Here is a 17,931-nt window from a genome sequence, read left to right as displayed (position 1 = left end):
TTTTTGCAACCGGAGGAACTTCCCTTGAAAGATTTTTTCGACACATGGAAATTTAAGATCCTCATCGGCATCGCGGTGTTTCTGGTGGGCATCATGGCCTACGCGGGCGCGAACGACCGCCTGACCGCCGCCCCGCAGGAACTGCTGAGCGTGGCTGTGGCCCCGTTCCAGAAGGCGGCGGCCATGGTCAGCAGCGGCGTCTCCTCCCTGTGGGAGAAGTACACCAACATCGACAACATCATCGCCGAAAACCAGCAGCTCACCGAGGAAAACGCCGAGCTGCGCAGGCAGATGGTGGATTACGACCGCATCAAGGCCGAAAACGAGGCCTATAAGGCACTGGCCAACATCCAGAGCAGCCGCCCGGAGATGAGCTGCACCTCGGCCTTCGTCATCGGCCGCGACCCGCTGGATCCCTTCTACGGCTTCACGCTGGATCAGGGCTCGGTGGACGGCATCGAAGTGAACGATACCGTCGTCAGCGACGAGGGCTACCTGCTGGGCATGGTGGTGGAAGTGGAAGCTACGAGCTGCAAGGTGATGACCATTCTGCACCCGAACTTCAACGCCGCCGGCGTCGTTTCCCGCACGCGGGATAACGGCATCATCACCGGCAACGCCGACTACGCGGCGGACGGCGCGTGTGTGCTGACCAACCTGAACCGCAACACCCTGACCCAGAAGAGCGATCAGGTCATCACCACCGGCCTCGGCGGGGTCTTCCCAGCGGATGTGCTGGTGGGCGTGGTCAAGGAGGTCGTGCCGGAAGTCAGCGGCAAATCGTCCATCGCGGTCATCACGCCGGGCACCGACCCGCGCACGGTGCGCCACGCATTCATCATTACCAATTTCTGAGGAGGCCCTGCCATGGAATCACGCCGCAAGCGCAGCCGCAGCCAGATCATCAAATGGGTCTGCTATACGCTGCTGATGCTGCTGTGCACGGTTTTGCAGACCACGCCGGGCCTGTTCCAACTGGGCGACGCAAAGCCGCTCTGGCTGCTGCCGCTGGCGCTGGCCGTCGCGGTGGAAGAGGACGAGTTCGCCGGGGGCATCTTCGGCGCGGTCTGCGGCCTGATGTGGGATTATACCGCCGGCCGCACGGTGGGGATGCTGGCCTTTGAGCTGCTGGTGCTCTGCTTTCTGCTCTCGGCGGTGGTGCAGCTTTACTTCAAAGCCTCCGCCGCGAACTTCGTCCTGCTGGCGCTGGGGGCAAGTCTGCTGGTGCTCTCGCTGGACTGGCTGTTCTTCTACTACATGCCCGGCTACAGCGGGGCTGTGGAGCGGTATCTGTGGTTCGTGCTGCCCACGGCGGTGTTCACCATCCCGGTCTGTGCGCTGGTGTTCGGGTGTGTGCGCCGCATCCATGCGGAATTCAAGATCGACAACGGCATAGTCTGAACCGGCTGCGCCAAAAGGAGAACGGATGAACCAAGACGAACGCAAAACGGCTGTGCGGCGGATGATGCTCCTCATTGCCGCCGCCGCCGTGATCATCGGACTGTATGGGTTCCGGCTGATCTTTTTACAACTGGTCAATGGCGACAGCTTCACGGCGCAGGCCACCAACACCACCGATTATAAATTCACCGTCACTGCCGCCCGCGGCGACATCGTGGACAGCAAGGGCGAGCGGATCGCCTCCAGCACCACGGGCTATAGCGTGGTGCTCAACAAGCTGCTGATGGGGGACGAAGACCTCGACACCATGCTCCAGAAGATCGTGGGGCTGCTGGGCAAGAACGGCGAGAGCTGGAACGATAGCCTCCTCATCGGCCAGCCGGATGCGGCGGGCCACTATGAGTTCACTGCGGCCAGCGACAACGCTGCGGAGCAGAAGGCCCTTGCCGCCATGAAAGACAACCTCGGCTTGCAGCAGTATGCCACCGCCGACGATGTGATGGAAAAGCTGGTGGAGGACTACGACCTCGCCGATTTCTCCCTCTACTGGCAGCGGGTGCTGAGCGGCATCCACTATGAGATGCAGCTTCAGGCGTTTTCCAACGTGAACAACTTTGTCATGGCGGAAAACGTCAGCGAGGCCACCGTGGCTACCATCAAGGAAAACAGCCTCTCCCTGCCGGGTGTGGAGATCGTGGAGACCAGCACCCGCAGCTACGAGCAGGGCACCGTCCTGCCGCATGTGCTGGGCCGGGTGGGCAAGATCACCGCCGAAAAGTGGAAGGTGACCGACGAGAACGGTCAGGTGACCTACCCGCTCAAGGAAAAAGGCTACAACATGAACGACATCATCGGCATTTCCGGCTTGGAATCTGCCTATGAGGACGAGCTGCGGGGCAAGGACGGCGTGGAGACCATCACCCGCAATTCGGACGGCGTCATTGTGAACACGGCCCTCACCACCGTGCCGGAGCCGGGTCATACGGTCCAGCTCACCATCGACAGCGAGTTCCAGAAGGCCGTCGATCAGGCGCTGGCGAAGAATGTGGAATGGATCAAAAACACCTACGCGGACAGCAAACAGGCCAACGCGGGCGCGGTGGTCGTCATCGACGTAAAGACCGGCGGCGTGCTGGCGGCGTCCAACTACCCCAGCTTTGACCAGAACCTCTATGCCGCCCAGTACAGCGAGTACAGCGCCGACGAGAATATGCCCCTGTTCAACCGGGCGCTGCAGGGCCTGTACACCCCCGGCTCCACCTATAAGCCCAGCGTTGCCGTGGCGGGGCTGGACACCGGGCTGCTGAACCGGAATTCCACCGTCAACTGCACCCGCGTCTACACTTATTATAAGGATTACCGTCCCCGCTGCGCCCAGCACGGCCACGGCAACGGCCCCATCGATGTGATCAACGCGATCAAGTGGAGCTGCAACATCTTCTTCTACGATGTGGGCCGCCGCCTGACCAGCGACGTCTACGATGCCTACGCCTACAAGCTGGGTCTCGGCCAGCGCACCGGTGTAGAGGTCAGCGAGGCGCTGGGCCACCTGACCACCAAGAACGACTCCAACTACACCGAATCGCTGGATATCCAAGCCGCCATCGGTCAGGGCAACACCGCCGTCACTCCCATCCAGTTGGCGACCTATGCCGCGACGCTGGCCAACCGGGGCACCCGCTACCGCACCCACTTCGTCAAGGCCATCCTCGACTCCAACACCGGCGAGACCCTCGAAGAGACGCAGCCGGAGGTCATGGATGTCGTCGAGGACAAGGGGGAGACCTTTGACCTGGTCCGGGAAGGTATGAAGGGCGTGGCCCAGACCATCCCGGCGCTGGCAGCTTACCCCTACACCATCGCGTGCAAGACCGGCAGCCCCCAGCGCAGCGAGGGTTATTACGTCGGCAGCACCTATAAGCACTACACCAACGCCGCCATGATCGCCTACGGCCCGGCGGAAGACCCGGAGATCGCCATCGGCATCGTGGTGGAGTACGGCGGCGCGGGTGCCCGCACCGGTCAGCTCGTGGCGGATATCTTCAATGCCTACTACGCCATGAAGGACGGCACCCTCACCGTGGATGATACCGTTTCCGATGCGCTGGCTCAGCCCGAAACGGCCGCGGATGACGCAGCAACGGACAACGGGACGGCCGCCGACCCTGCGGTGGACCCGGCCGCAGCCGCTGCCGCCGCCGGAAATACCGACGAATGAACCCTTCGCGATGCAGCAAATGCAAAAGGTGAGGGACGATAATTCGCATCTTTCAGGGGAAATTGGAGAATATCCCGAAAAAACCATGGTTTTTGTCCAAAAACCTGTTGTAAAAAACAAGGAATTGTGATACTATGATATATGCAAGGAAATTGGGCCCGGCACAGGGGAAAGCAAAGGAGAGGTTGACCGATGACGATTGCACTGATTGCGCATGACTCCAAAAAAGAGCTGATGGTACAGTTCTGTACGGCGTACTGCCGGATTTTGAGCCAGCATAAATTGGTGGCCACCGGTACGACCGGCAAGATGATCGCGGAGGCGACGGGCTTACAGGTCCAGCGCTTCCTCGCGGGCGTTCAGGGCGGCGACCAGCAGATCGCGTCCCGCATCGCCTGCAACGAGGTCGATCTGCTGCTGTTCTTCCGCGACCCCATCAACGCCAAGCCCAGTGAACCCAACGAAATGACCCTGCTGCGCCTGTGCGATGTCCACAACATCCCGCTGGCCACCAACATCGCCACCGCCGAAGTGCTCATTCACGGCTTGGAGCGCGGCGACCTCGATTGGCGCGATATCGTCCATCCCCAGAATGGCTGAGAGATAAAAAATAAGAGGCTCTGAACCAAACGGTTCAGGGCCTCTTTTGCGTCGTTCAGGGAAGTGCAGAACTCAGAACTTGAGCTCTTCTGCCAGATCGTCCAGTTCTTCGGGGGAAAACTCGCCCAGCGGTAAGATCAGCCGGGCCAGCGTCTCCTGCGGCAGAGCGGCAAGCGCGGCGCTCTCGTCGCTGGCCGGGTCGGCGGCGGGGCAGATGCGGCTCACGCCCTCTGCATCCGTCTCCACCCGCGCGTGGTGGCCGGTGGCGATGTACTGGATGCCCAGCCGGTCTGCCGCCGCCAGCAGGGCGGGGAAGCGCAGGTCGGAGGGGACAGCCTCCTCGGCCAGATGGCTTGCCAGCTCGGAGGCGTTCAGGGTGATGCACTGGATGCCGAGGGCCTTGGCGGCCTCCTTCGCGGCGGCAACGGTGTCGTCCTCGGCGGAAAGGCGGACCACTGCGCCCGCGACGGCGAACCCCTGCTGCTGCAAAATGCGGACCGCTGCCCGGCAGCCTCTGCCACTGCCGAGGCCCACCAAGACTTTATCCTGCTCTTCGTAGGTATCGAACCCGTTTCCGGGCAAAAATGTGTCGCTCATCGTCCTTGTCTCCCTCCGTGTGCTTGGCTCTGGGCCACGGCCAGTTGGTCGCAGCGCTCATTCTCCGGGTGGCCGGCGTGGCCCTTGACCCAGACGTAGGTGATCTTGTGGCGGGCTTCCTGCTCCAGCGCCTGTTCCCACAGGTCGGGGTTCAGGGCAGGGGAGCCATCGGATTTTTTCCAGCCCCGGCGCTTCCACCCTTTCGCCCAGCCCTTCTCCAGCCCGTTGATGACATACTGGCTGTCCGAGCAAAGGCGGACTTCGCAGGGCTCCTTGAGCTGGCGCAGCGCTTCGATGAAGGCCGTCAGCTCCATGCGGTTGTTGGTGGTGGAATCGTCCCCGCCGGAAAGCTCCTTTTCGTAGACCTTGCCGTGAAAGCGGTAGCGCAGCACCGCGCCCCAGCCGCCGGGGCCGGGGTTGCCGCTGCATGCGCCGTCGGTATAAACTTCAACTTGTTTCATGGGCTTCTCCTGAATGTGTGATACCTCTATTTAGAACTGTTTTTCCGTTTCTGTCAAGAGGGACACGCATAATTCGGCCCGGCACAGCCCAACCTTGGAATTGACAAAAAGGGTGAGAAATACTATACTGTTTGTAACAAAATGCGTATAGGGGCGCGCCGGAGGGGTGCGCTCAGGTGGCTGCACAGCCGCGCCGCGGTCGCATCGAACAGATGGACTGACTGGCTGCACAAGGCTTTGCAGCACCGACCCGGCAGTGTGAAAAACACGCTGGAATGCTGAATTCTATACGATGGTTTCGATGGAGGCGGCTGAGCTAGCCCGCTTCTTCAACAGGACAGGCCGCCCGGAAAAATGGGCGTGCCTGCGTTTTGTGATTGATTTTTTGGAGGTACGAATGGCACAGGCAAAAGAACAGAGTCAGGCAATGGCTCAGAGCAGAAACAACAACGCGAGCGAATCCACCGGCGAAAAGCGGCCCCGCACCCGCCGGCCTTATTATCAGCGGCGTCCCCGCCGCCCTCAGCAGCCCAAGGAGGCCGCTGTGCCCATCCACATCTACCCGCTGGGCGGCCTCGGTGAAGTGGGCAAGAACATGACCGTTTACGAGTGCTGCGGCGATATGATCATCGTGGACTGCGGCCTTGTCTTCCCGGACAGCGACATGTACGGCGTGGATCTGGTCATCCCGGACTTCGCCTTCGTGGTGCAGAATAAGGATAAGATCAAGGGTCTGCTCATCACCCACGGCCATGAGGACCACATCGGCAGCATCCCCTATCTGCTGCAGAAGTTCGACCTGCCCATCTACGGCACCCGCCTGACCTGCGGCCTGATCCGGAACAAGCTGGAAGAGTTCGGCCTTGCGGGCAAGACCAAGTTCGTGGAGATCACCCCGAAGCAGAAGATCAAGCTGGGCTGCTTCACCGTGGAACCCATCCATGTGAACCACTCCATCCCGGATTCGGTGGCCTTTGCCATCGACAGCCCCGCCGGCACCATCATCCAGACCGGCGACTTCAAGATCGATTATACCCCGCTGGCCTGCGGCGTCACCGATCTGACCACCCTTTCCGAGTACGGCCAGAAGGGCGTGCTGGCCCTGCTGAGCGACTCCACCAATGCGGAGCGCCCCGGCTTTACCGCCACCGAGCAGAAGGTGGCCGCCGGTGTGCGGAACCTGTTTGCCCGCGCCCGGAACAAGCGGATCATCATCGCGACCTTTGCGTCCAACATCTACCGTGTCCAGCAGATCATTGATCTGGCGGTGGAGGATGGCCGCAAGGTGGCCTTCAGCGGCCGCAGCATGGTCAACAACACGGCCATGGCGCAGGAGCTGGGCTATATGCACATCCCGGAGGGCACCCTCATCAGCGTGGAAGAGCTGAACCAGTACCCGCCGGAGCAGGTGGTCCTCATCACCACCGGCAGTCAGGGCGAGCCGCTGAGCGCCCTCTCCCGCATGGCATCCTGCAGCCACCGTCAGGTCCGCGTGGGCCCCGGTGACTTCATCATCATCTCCGCCAACCCCATCCCCGGCAACGAGAAGAGCGTGACCAAGATCGTCAACGGTCTGCTGCTGCTGGGCGCGGAAGTCATCTACGAGAGCATGTACGACGTCCACGTTTCGGGCCACGCCTGTCAGGAAGAGCAGAAGCTGATGCTCACCCTGACCAGACCCAAGTATTTCCTGCCGGTGCACGGCGAGTACAAGCAGTTGAAAAAGCACGCTTTGACCGCCGCCAGCCTCGGCATCCCCACCAGCAACATCCTCATTGCGGAGAACGGCTCCAACGTCATCCTGACCAAGGATGAGATCAAGCTGGGCGAGCCGGTCACCGCCGGTGCCGTCATGGTGGACGGCCTCGGTGTCGGCGATGTGGGCAATGTGGTCCTGCGGGACCGCAAGCACCTGTCCGAGGATGGTCTGGTCATCATCGTCGCCACCGTGGACAGCAAGACCGGCAAGGTGCTGGCAGGGCCGGACCTCGTCAGCCGCGGCTTCGTCTATGTGCGGGAGAACGAGAGCCTGATGGACGGTGCCCAGAGCATCGTCGAAAACGCGCTGGACCGCTGCGTGGACGAACACGTCCGCGACTGGAACAGCGTCAAGACCCGTGTGCGCGAGGCGCTGAGCAGCTATATCTACCGCCGCACCAAGCGCAGCCCGATGATCCTCCCCATTCTGATGGAGGTCTGACAAAGGCCGCCGGAGCGCGGCGGCAGATCAGGAGGCAGAAAATTTGATGAAACAAAAACCGAGATGGACTCTTGAAATGCTGACCGGTGCGCTGGCCGTCCTCTGCGCCTTGCTGACCTTGGTGCTGCTGGTTTACCGCCCGGCATGCTGGCCGGTGCTGGCTGTGCTGGTGGTGCTGTGGGGCATCGGTATGTGGGTGTTCCGCTGCCGGCTGCGCAACTGGCTGGCACGCTGGGTGGCGGGCGGAAGCTTCGAGAACTCCAAGACCCAATACAGCCTTGAATCCCTGTCCCAGCCGGCGGCGGTGCTCTCCGGCGAGACGGTGCTGTGGTACAACGCCGAATTCCGCCAGCGGCTGCTGGGCGGCGAGGATCGCTTGGCCAGCCGGGCGCAGAAGCTGCTGCCGGGGCTGGACCTCCAGCTCTGCCGGGAAAAGACCGGCCAGCAGCTCAACTTGGCGGACGGGGTGTGGAGCGTCCACAGCTCCACCGTGCCGGGCCAAAGCGAGAGCGTGACCCTGCTGGTCTTCAACGAGGAGACTGCGCTGCGCCGGGTGGAGGCTGAATACAAGGCCAGCCGCCCCGGCTATATGGTCTTCCTCGTGGACGGCTACGACGACGTTTTCAGCGATATGCTGGACAGCGAGCGTGCCCGCCTTTTGGAGGGCATCAACCGGGTGCTGGAAGAGATGATCGGCCGGGGCAGCGGCTTTCTGCGCCGAGTGGCCAGCGGCCGGTATATCGCCGTGGTGGAAGAGCGCCATCTGGAGCAGTATGCCAAGCGCGGCTACGATGTGCTGGATAAGATCCGCGCCCTCGACCCCAGCGTGAACCTCTCCATCTCCATCGGCATCGGCCGCGGGGCAAAGACCCTGCGGGAAGCGCAGGACATGGCCGTTCAGGCGCTGGATATGGCGCAGGGGCGCGGCGGCGACCAAGCCGCCGAGATGACCCCGGACGGCTTTACCTTCTACGGCGGCGTCAGCCACGGTGTTGAAAAGCGGAGCAAGGTCCGCAGCCGCATCGTGGCCGATCAACTGGTCAAACTCATCAAGGAGGCCGACCATGTGGTCATCATGGGCCACCGGATGAGCGACCTCGACGCCATCGGCGCGGCGGAGGGCGTGCTGCGCATCTGCAAGATCTGTGATGTCCCCGCCGTCATCGCGGTCCGCCGGGATGCGACGCTGGCGGGCAGCCTCATCGATGCCCTTGTGAAAGCGGGGCAGGAGGATGACTTCATCGACCCCAAGGGCGCTTTGCCCATCATCTCGAAAAAGACGCTCTGCATCGTGGTCGATACATACCAGACCGGCCTTGTGGAGAGCAAGGAGATCCTAGAAAAATGCGGCAAGATCGCCGTCATCGACCACCACCGCAAGGGCGTGGGCTATATCGAGGACGCGGCGCTGGTCTGCCACGAGCCCTATTCCTCCTCGGCCAGTGAGCTGGTCACGGAGCTGCTGCAATACGTGGGCACCCGCGACGACAAGCCCAACCGGGTGGAGGCCGAGGGCCTTCTCTCCGGCATCATGCTGGACACCCGCGACTTCACCCTGCACACCGGTGTGCGCACCTTTGAAGCCGCGGCGGCCCTCCGCCGCTACGGCGCGGAGACCGAGCGGGTCCGCCAGCTCTTCGATGTGACCATGGTGGAGTACAACACCAAGGCCGCGCTGGTGGAAGCTGCCCAGATGTACAAGAGCTGCGCCATCTCGGTGAGCGGCGAAGTTGCCCCCGAAGCCCGCGTGGCCGTGGCACAGGCCGCCAACGACCTGCTGACCATTCAGGGCGTGGATGCCAGCTTCGTGGCCGTTCAGGTGGGCGGCGGCGTGAACATCTCGGCCCGCAGTCTGGGGGCTGTGAATGTGCAGGTCATTATGGAATCCTTGGGCGGCGGCGGCCATCAGACCATGGCGGCGGCTCAGCTCAAGCACATCACCCCGGAGGCGGCGCGGGCACGCATCCAGACCGCCATCGACCAATACCGCGCGGCGCAGAAAAAGAGTGTGCCGGATACAGAAACCAAAAAATAAAAAGCGAGGAACGCTGATATGAAACAGTATGATTACCTGATCGTCGGTGCCGGTCTGTACGGCGCAGTGTTTGCCCACGAGGCCAAGAAGGCGGGCAAGCGCTGCCTCGTCATCGATAAACGAGATCACATCGCGGGTAACATCTACACGGAGCCGGTGGAGGGCATCAATGTCCACCGCTACGGTGCCCACATTTTCCACACCAACAACAAGGCGGTGTGGCAGTATGTGAGCCAGTTCGCGGAGTTCAACCGCTACACCAACAGCCCGGTGGCCAACTACCACGGCGAGATCTACAACATGCCCTTCAACATGAACACTTTCAACAAGATGTGGGGCGTGGTCACCCCGGCCGAAGCCAAGGCAAAGATCGAGCAGCAGAAGGCCGAAGCCGGCATCACGGAGCCGAAAAACCTCGAAGAACAGGCCATCAGCCTTGTGGGCACCGACATCTACGAGAAGCTGGTCAAGGGCTACACCGGCAAGCAGTGGGGCCGCCCCTGCACCGAGCTGCCCGCCTTCATCATCAAGCGTCTGCCCGTCCGCTTTACCTACGACAACAACTACTTCAACGCCCTCTATCAGGGCATCCCCAACGGCGGCTACACCGCCATGGTGGAAAAGATGCTGGACGGCGTGGAAGTCCGCCTGAATGTGGACTATCTGGCCGAGAAGGAGCAGCTGGACAAACTGGCCGACAAGGTCGTTTACACCGGCCCGGTGGACGCCTATTTCGGCTACAAGCTGGGGGCTTTGCAGTACCGCAGCGTCCGGTTCGAGACGGAAGTCCTCGACACCGACAACTATCAGGGCAACGCCGTCGTGAACTACACCGACGCCGAGACCCCCTACACCCGCATCATCGAGCACAAGCACTTCGAGTTCGGCACCCAGCCCAAGACGGTCATCAGCCGGGAGTACAGCGCCGAGTGGAAGAAGGGCGACGAGCCGTATTATCCCGTCAATGACGAGAAGAACGGTGCCCTCTACGCCGAGTACAAGAAGCTGGCCGACGCCGAACCGGGGGTCATCTTCGGCGGCCGTCTGGGCGAGTACAAGTACTACGACATGGATAAGGTCATCGAGGTGGCTCTGTCCGTGGCGGAAAAGGAACTGGCGTAAGTTGACGGAAGCGCTTAATTGCTGTATACTAAAACCATAAACTGCACCGGATTTCCGGTGAGAAGTGAGGGATACTATCATGAAAGTGATTCTGAAGCAGGACGTCAAGGGCATTGGCAAGAAGGACGAGATCCACGAGGTCTCCGACGGCTACGCCCGCAACTTTCTGTTCCCGCGCAAGCTGGCCGCTGTGGCCGACGCCAGCGCGGTGAATATCGCACGCGGCAAGGAGGCTGCTGCGGATTTCCATGAGGCCGAGAATGTGGCTGCTGCGCAGACGCTGGCCGCAAAGATCAACGGCAAGACCGTGACCATCAAGGCCAAGGGCGGCGCATCCGGCCGTCTGCACGGCAAGGTCACCGGCAAGGAAGTCGCCGAGGCGCTGGCTCAGCTGGCTGGTGCTCCCATCGACAAGAAGAAGATCGAGCTGGAGACCAAGGACATCAAGGACGCGGGCGTGTTCAACGCCAAGGTGCGTCTGCATGTCGGCGTCGTGGCTTCCTTCAAGATCATGGTGGAAGTCGAACAGGCCTGATTCTGGCTGCCTGTCAGCGCCCCCTCAAGGCAGGGGGCGCTTTTTGGGTTTTAAGAGGAAAACGATATCATGCCGAACGAACGACATTACAACGAACTGAATCTCGAAAGTGTGGGCATCAACCTGCCCTACAACATGCAGGCGGAGCAGAGCGTTCTGGGCGCGGTGCTGCTCAAGCCCGACGTCCTGACCGATCTGGTGGAGATCATCCGCCCGGAGATGTTCTACACCCGCCAGAACGCGCAGATCTACTCCGAAATGCTGCGCCTGTTCACCAGCGACCAGACCATCGACTTCGTCACCCTGCTGGACGCCGTCATCTCCGACGGCGTTTTCCCCAGCGCGGACGAGGCCAAGGTCTACCTGACCGGCCTTGCCGAGACGGTGCCCAGCATCTCCAACGTCAAGGCCTATGCCCAGATCGTGAACGAAAAATATCTGGTGCGGCAGCTCATGGGGGTAGCAAAGGATATTTTGCAGGACGCGGGGGACGAACCGGACGCCGACCTTTTGCTGGAAAACGCCGAGCAGCGCATTTATGAGATCCGCTCCGGCCGGGATTCCAGCGCTCTGACGCCCCTTTCTTCCAGCATGGTGGAAACGCTGACCAATTTGCAGAAGATCAGCGGCCCCGACGCCGACAAGTACAAGGGCATCCCCACCGGCTTCCGGCTGCTGGACACCGTCCTCACCGGCCTTGGCCGCGGCGACCTCATCATTCTGGCCGCCCGTCCCGGCATGGGCAAAACCAGCTTTGCACTGAACATCGCCACCCGCGTGGCCATGCAGCAGAAGGTGCCTGTGGCGATCTTCAGCCTCGAAATGACCAAGGAGCAGTTGACCAACCGCATTCTGTCCGCTGAGGCGGGCATCGACAGCCAAGCGTTCCGCACCGGTGCCCTCCGCGCTGAGGACTGGGAGTATCTGGCCCTCGCCACCGAGAAGCTCCACGATGCGCCCATCTATATGGACGACACTTCCGGTATCACCATCACCGAGATGAAGGCGAAGATCCGCCGGGTCAATCAGGACCCCACCCGCCCAAATGTGGGCCTCATCGTCATCGACTACTTGCAGTTGATGACCACCGGCCAGCGCAGCGAGAACCGCGTGCAGGAGATCAGCTCCATTACCCGAAACCTCAAGATCATGGCCAAGGAAATGAATGTGCCCATCATCGCCCTTTCCCAGCTCTCCCGTGCCGTGGAAAAGCAGGGCAACAACTCCTCCCACCGGCCCCAGTTGTCCGACCTGCGTGACTCCGGCTCCATCGAGCAGGACGCCGACTGCGTCCTGTTCCTCTACCGCGATTCCTACTACGCCAGCCAGAACCCCGACGGCGGCGAGGTGGACGCTGACACCGCCGAGTGCATCGTGGCGAAGAACCGCCACGGCGAGACCAGCACGGTGCCGCTGGGCTGGGATGGCGCCCATACCCGCTTCATGGATGTGGATTTTAAACGCTGATGAAACAAATTTTGAAAAAAGTTCGCACCTTTGCGCAGGAAAACGAGCTATTTGATCCGGGGCAGAAGCTCTGCGCCGCCGTCTCCGGCGGGGCCGACAGCATGGCGCTGCTGCGCATTTTGCTGGAATTGCAGCCGGAGTTCGGTTATCAGTTGACGGCGTGCCATGTGAACCACGGGCTGCGGGGCGCGTCCGCCGACCGGGACGAAGCCTTCGTCCGGGGGGAGTGCGGGCGGCTGGGCGTGCCGCTGCGGGTGTTTCACCCGGCGGACGTCGGCTTTGCCGTGCCGCCCCACGCCGGGGAGGACTGGGCCCGGAAACTGCGCTGCGCCTGTTTTGACGCCCTGCACGCCGAAGGGATAACCACCGTTGCTGCCGCCCATACTGCTACTGACCAAGCGGAAACGCTGCTGTTCCGGCTGGCGCGGGGCACCGGGCTCCACGGCGCGGCGGGCATCCGGCCAAAGCGGGAGGGTTTTTGCCACCCGCTGCTGTGCCTGACCCGCGGGGAGACAGAACGCTTCTGCACCGGCTGCGGCCAGCGCTGGGTGGAGGACGAGACCAACGACTCCGACGCCTACGCCCGGAACCGGCTGCGCCATGGGGCCCTCCCGGCGCTGCGGAGCGCCAACGCCGCCGCCGAGGAAAATCTTGCCCGCTTCTGCGAAAAGGCCGCCCGTGCGGACGCCTACTTCGCCCAAAAGGCGGAGGTCCTGCTGGAGGACGCCGAGGCCCTGCTGCCCCAACGGCTCCCGGCGGGGGCAGTGTACGCAATGCAAAAAGAAGAACCTGTCTGGGCGCTGGGACCCCTCCAAGAGGCGGACCCGCTGCTCTTGGAAGCGGCGCTGCACCGCTTGGTGAGCCCGGTGCGGGACGCCGAGGAAAAGTATGTCCGGCTGCTCTGCACCCTTGTAGAGCAGGGGAGCGGGGCCGTCCAACTGACCGAAGCGGTCCGCTTCTGGGCGGGCGGCGGCGTACTCTGGGTGGAGGAAGCAGTGGAAAAAGACCCTCTGCCGGAGGCCGGTGTGACCGCGCTGCCCCTTCCGTTTTCGCCTGAAAAAGCGCTGGAACTCCGGCTTCCGGGCGGCTGGATGCTGGAAACCCGGCGGATTCCGGGCGGTTTTCCAGAAAAAACACAGGGTGTTCATAAAAAAGACTTAAAAAATCAGGCGGATTATGCTAAAATAACAATGTTATATTCTGCGCTCGTATTGCGGCACCGCAGGCCGGGGGATACCTTCTGCCCGGCGGGGCGGGGCGTGCGCAAGGAGCTGCGCAAATGGATGAATGAAACGGGCATCCCGCCCGAAGAACGGGATCGTCTGCCGCTGCTTGCGGCGGGGAGCGAGGTCGTGTGGGTCTGCGGTGCAGGGTTCGCCGACGGGCTGGCTCCCACGGCGGACAGCGAAGTTGTCTTGCAGATGGAAGCGCAAAAAATGGAGGAAGAACAATGAGCATGCACGATGATATCGAGAAGGTTCTGGTCAGCGAGGAACAGCTGAAGGCCAAGGTGGCTGAGCTGGGTGCCCAGATCAGCAAAGACTATGAGGGCAGGAACCTCGTCCTCGTTTCCATCCTGAAGGGTTCGGTGGTCTTTATGGCCGACCTGATGCGTGCCGTGAGCATTCCGTGCAGCATCGACTTCATGGTGGTGTCCAGCTACGGCGGCAGCAACACCACCTCCAGCGGCCTCGTCAAGATCATCAAGGACCTCGACGGCGACCTCACCGGCAAAGATGTGCTGATCGTGGAGGACATCCTCGATACCGGCATCACCCTGTCCAATCTGGTGCCGATGCTCAAGATGCGCAACCCGAAGTCTGTCAAGATCTGCACCATCCTCGACAAGCCCAGCCGCCGCAAGGCCGACATCCAGCCCGATTACGAGGGCTTCCAAGTGCCGGACGAGTTCGTGGTGGGCTATGGTCTGGACTACGACGAAAAATACCGCAATCTGCCTTATGTCGGCGTGCTCAAGCCCGCTGTCTACGAAAAATAAGTAAGAAACAGAACTGGAGTTGATCCCTTTTGCAACCGAAACGACCTCGCTTTAACCCCCTGATCCTCGCGCTGGCCCTTGCGGCAGTGCTGATGATCTGGTCGGTGCTGGGCACCAGTGACAGCAGCACCAGCGGCTCGACCATGAGCTACTCCACTGTGGTGCACTACTTTGAACACAATCAGGTCACGGATTTCACCCTTGACCGGAATACCAGCATCATCACCCTGACGCTGAAAGAGGGCGACCTCGCCCTGCCGGATACCTCGGCGGCCAGCACCGCACAGGCCACTGGCGGCTTGCTCAGCGGTATGTTCTCCACTTCCTCGTCGGCCTCGGTCGGCGCGGTGAAGAACGACGACGGCACCGTGACCGTCCGTTATAAGCTGCCCTACGCCTACGTCTTCATCGAGAACGTGGATCAGTATATCGCGTCCTACGACGCGGTCAACCCCGACGCCCCGATGACCTACGACTACACCACCCTCAAGGAATCGATCCCTTGGATGGAGATCCTGTTCTACCTCGGTATGCTGGGGTGCACCGGCTTTTTGCTCTTCTCCATGATGCGGGGCGGTGCCGGTGGCGGCGGCATCATGAATGTCGGCAAAGCCAAGGTCAAGGACGAGCACGAGAACAAGAAGACCGCCACCTTCGCCGATGTGGCCGGTGAGGACGAGGAGAAGGAAGAGCTGAAGGAAGTCGTCGAGTTCCTCAAGAGCCCGGACAAGTTCAACTCCCTCGGTGCCCGCATCCCCCACGGCGTTCTGCTGGTGGGCCCTCCGGGTACCGGTAAGACCCTGCTGGCCCGCGCCTGTGCCGGTGAGGCGGGCGTGCCCTTCTACTCCATCTCCGGCTCGGATTTCGTGGAAATGTACGTGGGTGTCGGCGCCTCCCGTGTGCGCGACCTCTTCGACAAAGCCAAAAAGACCATGCCCTGCATCATCTTCATTGATGAGATCGACGCGGTGGGCCGCCAGCGCGGTGCCGGCCTCGGCGGCGGCCACGATGAACGGGAGCAGACCCTGAACCAGCTCCTCGTTGAGATGGACGGCTTTGAGGCCAACGACGGCGTCATCGTCATGGCGGCAACCAACCGTGCCGACATCCTCGATAAGGCCCTGCTCCGCCCCGGCCGCTTCGACCGTCAGGTCTATGTCGGTCTGCCGGACGTCAAGGGCCGCGAGGAGATCCTGAAGGTCCACACCAAGAACAAGCCCCTCGCCCCGGATGTGTCGCTGAAGGTCATTGCCCAGCGCACCGCCGGTTTTGCGGGTGCAGACCTTGAAAACCTTGTGAACGAGGCCGCCCTGCTGGCTGCCCGCCGCAGCCGCAAGGCCATCACGATGGAGGACATCGAGGAAGCATCCATGAAGGTCATGGCCGGCCCCGAAAAGAAGAGCCGTGTGGTGACCCCCGAAGAGAAAAAGCTCACGGCCTACCACGAGGCCGGTCACGCCGTGGCGGGCTTCTACTGCAAGCACCACCCCCGCGTGCATGAGATCACCATCATCCCCCGCGGTCAGGCGGGCGGATACACCATGTATCTGCCGGAAAAAGATCGCAGCTATGTGACCAAGGGCGAGATGTTCGAGGACATCGTGTCCAGCTTGGGCGGCCGTGTGGCCGAGCAGCTGATCTTGGAGGATATCTCCACCGGCGCCTCCAACGACCTGCAGCAAGCCACCAACATCGCCCGCCAGATGATCACCAAGTACGGCTTCTCCGAGCGGCTGGGCCCCGTGGTCTACGGCACCTCGCAGGAGGAGACCTTCCTTGGCCGCGATTTCGGTCAGGGCAAGGGCTACAGCGAGACCACCGCTGCCGAGATCGACAGCGAGATGCGGGATATCATCGACGAGGCGTACGAGACCTGCCGCCGCACCCTGACGGAGCACATCGACCAGCTGCATGCGCTGGCCAAGGCTCTGATGGAGCGCGAAAAGCTCAACGAGCAGGAGTTCAATACCGTGATGGCGGGCGGCACCCTGCCCCCCCGTGACGGCGACGAGCAGCCCAAGGCCGAGCCCGCAGCCCCGGTGGAAACGGCAGAACCCGCAGAACAGGCGGAAGCTGCGGAAAAGGCCGAGGATGCGACGCTGGGCGAAGTGTTTCAACCGGAGCAGGACGCTCCGGAGAAGCCAGAAGGCAATGAATAACCACGAAGGGAGCGAGTGTTGTGGAGGAAAATTTTGATCCGGTCGCCCGGACGCGGGCGAATTACTACACTCCCGGCAGCCCGGTGCAGTTCGTCTGCGTGGAGCTGCTCAAGGGCGAGGTCAGCGGCGACCACGCGGTCTGCCTGACCTTCAAGAACATTTCCCGTGTGACCTTGACCGCACTGGAGATCCACTTCAAGTGCAAGGGCGTGGATGGCGTCATCCTCTGTGAGGATCAGTTCGAGTACCGCGATATCGAGGTCAAGCCCGGCGAAAGCTTCGGCATGGACGATGCAGTGTTCGTGACCCAGAAGGCCATCACCAGCGTGGATGTGTCCTTGAAAAACGTATACAGCGGCAAAAAGGTCGTGCATCTGGACGCCATCAAGCGGGTCCGGCTGCCCGCCCCGCGCCGCCTGAGTCCCGAACTGCAGAAGGCGCTGGAAGCCCGGATGAACCGGCAGGGCATGAAGTATATGCCGCAGGTCTTCGAGAACGGCTGGTACTGCGCCTGTGGCTCCTTCCACCCGAAGGAGGAGGACACCGTTTACTGCAGCGAGTGCGGCTGCGACCGCATCCTGCTGCAGAACGCGCTGAACACCCTGCTGCAGCCGGAAAAGAAGGAACCTGCCCCGGCGGCTGAACCGGTGTGCCCGGCCCAGAGCGAAGCGGACGAGCGCACCCGTGTCATCGGGGCAGACCCGGTGCCGCCCGCCGCGCCCGTGCGGCCCGCTGCCCCCGTGCAGGAAGAGCCGACCCGCGTGGTCAGCAGCTTCAAGGCCGAGCCGGAGGCGGAGGCTACCCGTGTGATGCCCACCCCGAAGCTGGAAAAGCCCGCCTCCTTTGAGCCGGTGTTGGATCGCGCAGCCGACGACGAGGGCACCCGCGTCATCCCCTCCACCCGGAAGGAGCCGGTGCGCCCCGCCGAACCGGAGGACTACGAGGAGGATGAACCGAACGACGCCCGCGACAGCGTGGCCGAAACGCTCATCCGCTGGGTCCCGCCGCTGACGGCCATCGTCTGCGCCGCCATCGCACTGTGGGGCTTTGTGTACTATCAGTTTATGATGTAAGGGAAACCCGCTAAAGAGCATCTGCAACATGTAAGTGCAGATGCTTTTTTGATAAAGGAGTAAA

At 62.0% G+C, this 17,931-nt stretch carries 15 protein-coding genes; 13 read left to right on the top strand and 2 right to left on the bottom strand.

The annotated features are described in order from the left end of the window. Positions 1-24: 24 nt before the first annotated feature. The 4 genes from mreC (at position 25) to mgsA (ending at position 4,219) form a co-directional block, all read left to right on the top strand. On the top strand, positions 25-855 hold the full coding sequence (gene mreC, locus C4N23_RS04190) for a rod shape-determining protein MreC (protein ID WP_242968054.1): 831 nt from the start codon (positions 25-27) through the stop codon (positions 853-855). Positions 856-867: 12 nt separating this feature from the next. After that, complete coding sequence (mreD, locus tag C4N23_RS04185) at positions 868-1,401, top strand: rod shape-determining protein MreD (RefSeq protein ID WP_112144266.1); 534 nt, start codon at positions 868-870, stop codon at positions 1,399-1,401. Between the two features lie 25 nt (positions 1,402-1,426). Then, a complete protein-coding gene (locus C4N23_RS04180) occupies positions 1,427-3,619 on the top strand; it encodes a peptidoglycan D,D-transpeptidase FtsI family protein (RefSeq protein ID WP_112144264.1) in 2,193 nt (730 codons plus the stop codon). A gap of 192 nt (positions 3,620-3,811) precedes the next feature. After that, complete coding sequence (gene mgsA / locus C4N23_RS04175; protein WP_055189341.1) at positions 3,812-4,219, top strand: methylglyoxal synthase; 408 nt, start codon at positions 3,812-3,814, stop codon at positions 4,217-4,219. Positions 4,220-4,291: 72 nt separating this feature from the next. Here the strand turns inward: mgsA and C4N23_RS04170 are convergent, their stop codons facing one another. Then, a complete protein-coding gene (locus C4N23_RS04170) occupies positions 4,292-4,816 on the bottom strand; it encodes an adenine nucleotide alpha hydrolase family protein (RefSeq protein ID WP_112144262.1) in 525 nt (174 codons plus the stop codon). Continuing rightward, complete coding sequence (gene rnhA, locus C4N23_RS04165; protein ID WP_112144260.1) at positions 4,813-5,277, bottom strand: ribonuclease HI; 465 nt, start codon at positions 5,275-5,277, stop codon at positions 4,813-4,815. Before rnhA ends, C4N23_RS04170 begins: the two co-directional genes overlap by 4 nt. A gap of 397 nt (positions 5,278-5,674) precedes the next feature. On the opposite strand from rnhA, the gene C4N23_RS04155 reads away from it, so the two are divergent. From C4N23_RS04155 to C4N23_RS04115, 9 genes are all read left to right on the top strand, one after another. After that, complete coding sequence (locus tag C4N23_RS04155) at positions 5,675-7,477, top strand: ribonuclease J (protein ID WP_112144256.1); 1,803 nt, start codon at positions 5,675-5,677, stop codon at positions 7,475-7,477. Positions 7,478-7,523: 46 nt separating this feature from the next. Beyond that, positions 7,524-9,512, top strand: coding sequence for a DHH family phosphoesterase (locus tag C4N23_RS04150; protein WP_242983719.1), 1,989 nt, complete (start codon positions 7,524-7,526; stop codon positions 9,510-9,512). 18 nt (positions 9,513-9,530) lie between these two features. Further along, entirely contained in the window at positions 9,531-10,634 is a 1,104-nt protein-coding gene (glf, locus tag C4N23_RS04145; protein ID WP_112144254.1) for a UDP-galactopyranose mutase, read from the top strand. A 79-nt stretch (positions 10,635-10,713) separates the two neighbouring features. Beyond that, a complete protein-coding gene (gene rplI, locus C4N23_RS04140) occupies positions 10,714-11,169 on the top strand; it encodes a 50S ribosomal protein L9 (RefSeq protein ID WP_097839283.1) in 456 nt (151 codons plus the stop codon). Between the two features lie 69 nt (positions 11,170-11,238). Continuing rightward, complete coding sequence (gene dnaB / locus C4N23_RS04135) at positions 11,239-12,636, top strand: replicative DNA helicase (protein WP_055189331.1); 1,398 nt, start codon at positions 11,239-11,241, stop codon at positions 12,634-12,636. An 11-nt stretch (positions 12,637-12,647) separates the two neighbouring features. After that, positions 12,648-14,090 (top strand): tRNA lysidine(34) synthetase TilS, encoded by a 1,443-nt coding sequence (gene tilS / locus C4N23_RS04130; RefSeq protein WP_242983718.1) that lies wholly within the window; start codon positions 12,648-12,650, stop codon positions 14,088-14,090. After that, positions 14,087-14,635 (top strand): hypoxanthine phosphoribosyltransferase, encoded by a 549-nt coding sequence (hpt, locus tag C4N23_RS04125; RefSeq protein WP_112144249.1) that lies wholly within the window; start codon positions 14,087-14,089, stop codon positions 14,633-14,635. Before tilS ends, hpt begins: the two co-directional genes overlap by 4 nt. Before the next feature lie 92 nt (positions 14,636-14,727). After that, entirely contained in the window at positions 14,728-16,794 is a 2,067-nt protein-coding gene (gene ftsH / locus C4N23_RS04120) for an ATP-dependent zinc metalloprotease FtsH (protein WP_112144247.1), read from the top strand. Positions 16,795-16,814: 20 nt separating this feature from the next. Continuing rightward, positions 16,815-17,867 (top strand): hypothetical protein, encoded by a 1,053-nt coding sequence (locus C4N23_RS04115; protein WP_112144245.1) that lies wholly within the window; start codon positions 16,815-16,817, stop codon positions 17,865-17,867. Positions 17,868-17,931: the final 64 nt, after the last annotated feature.

The sequence above is a fragment of the Faecalibacterium hattorii genome (assembly GCF_003287455.1).
GTDB lineage: Bacteria > Bacillota > Clostridia > Oscillospirales > Ruminococcaceae > Faecalibacterium > Faecalibacterium hattorii.
This window is presented reverse-complemented; position numbering and strand designations above follow the sequence as displayed.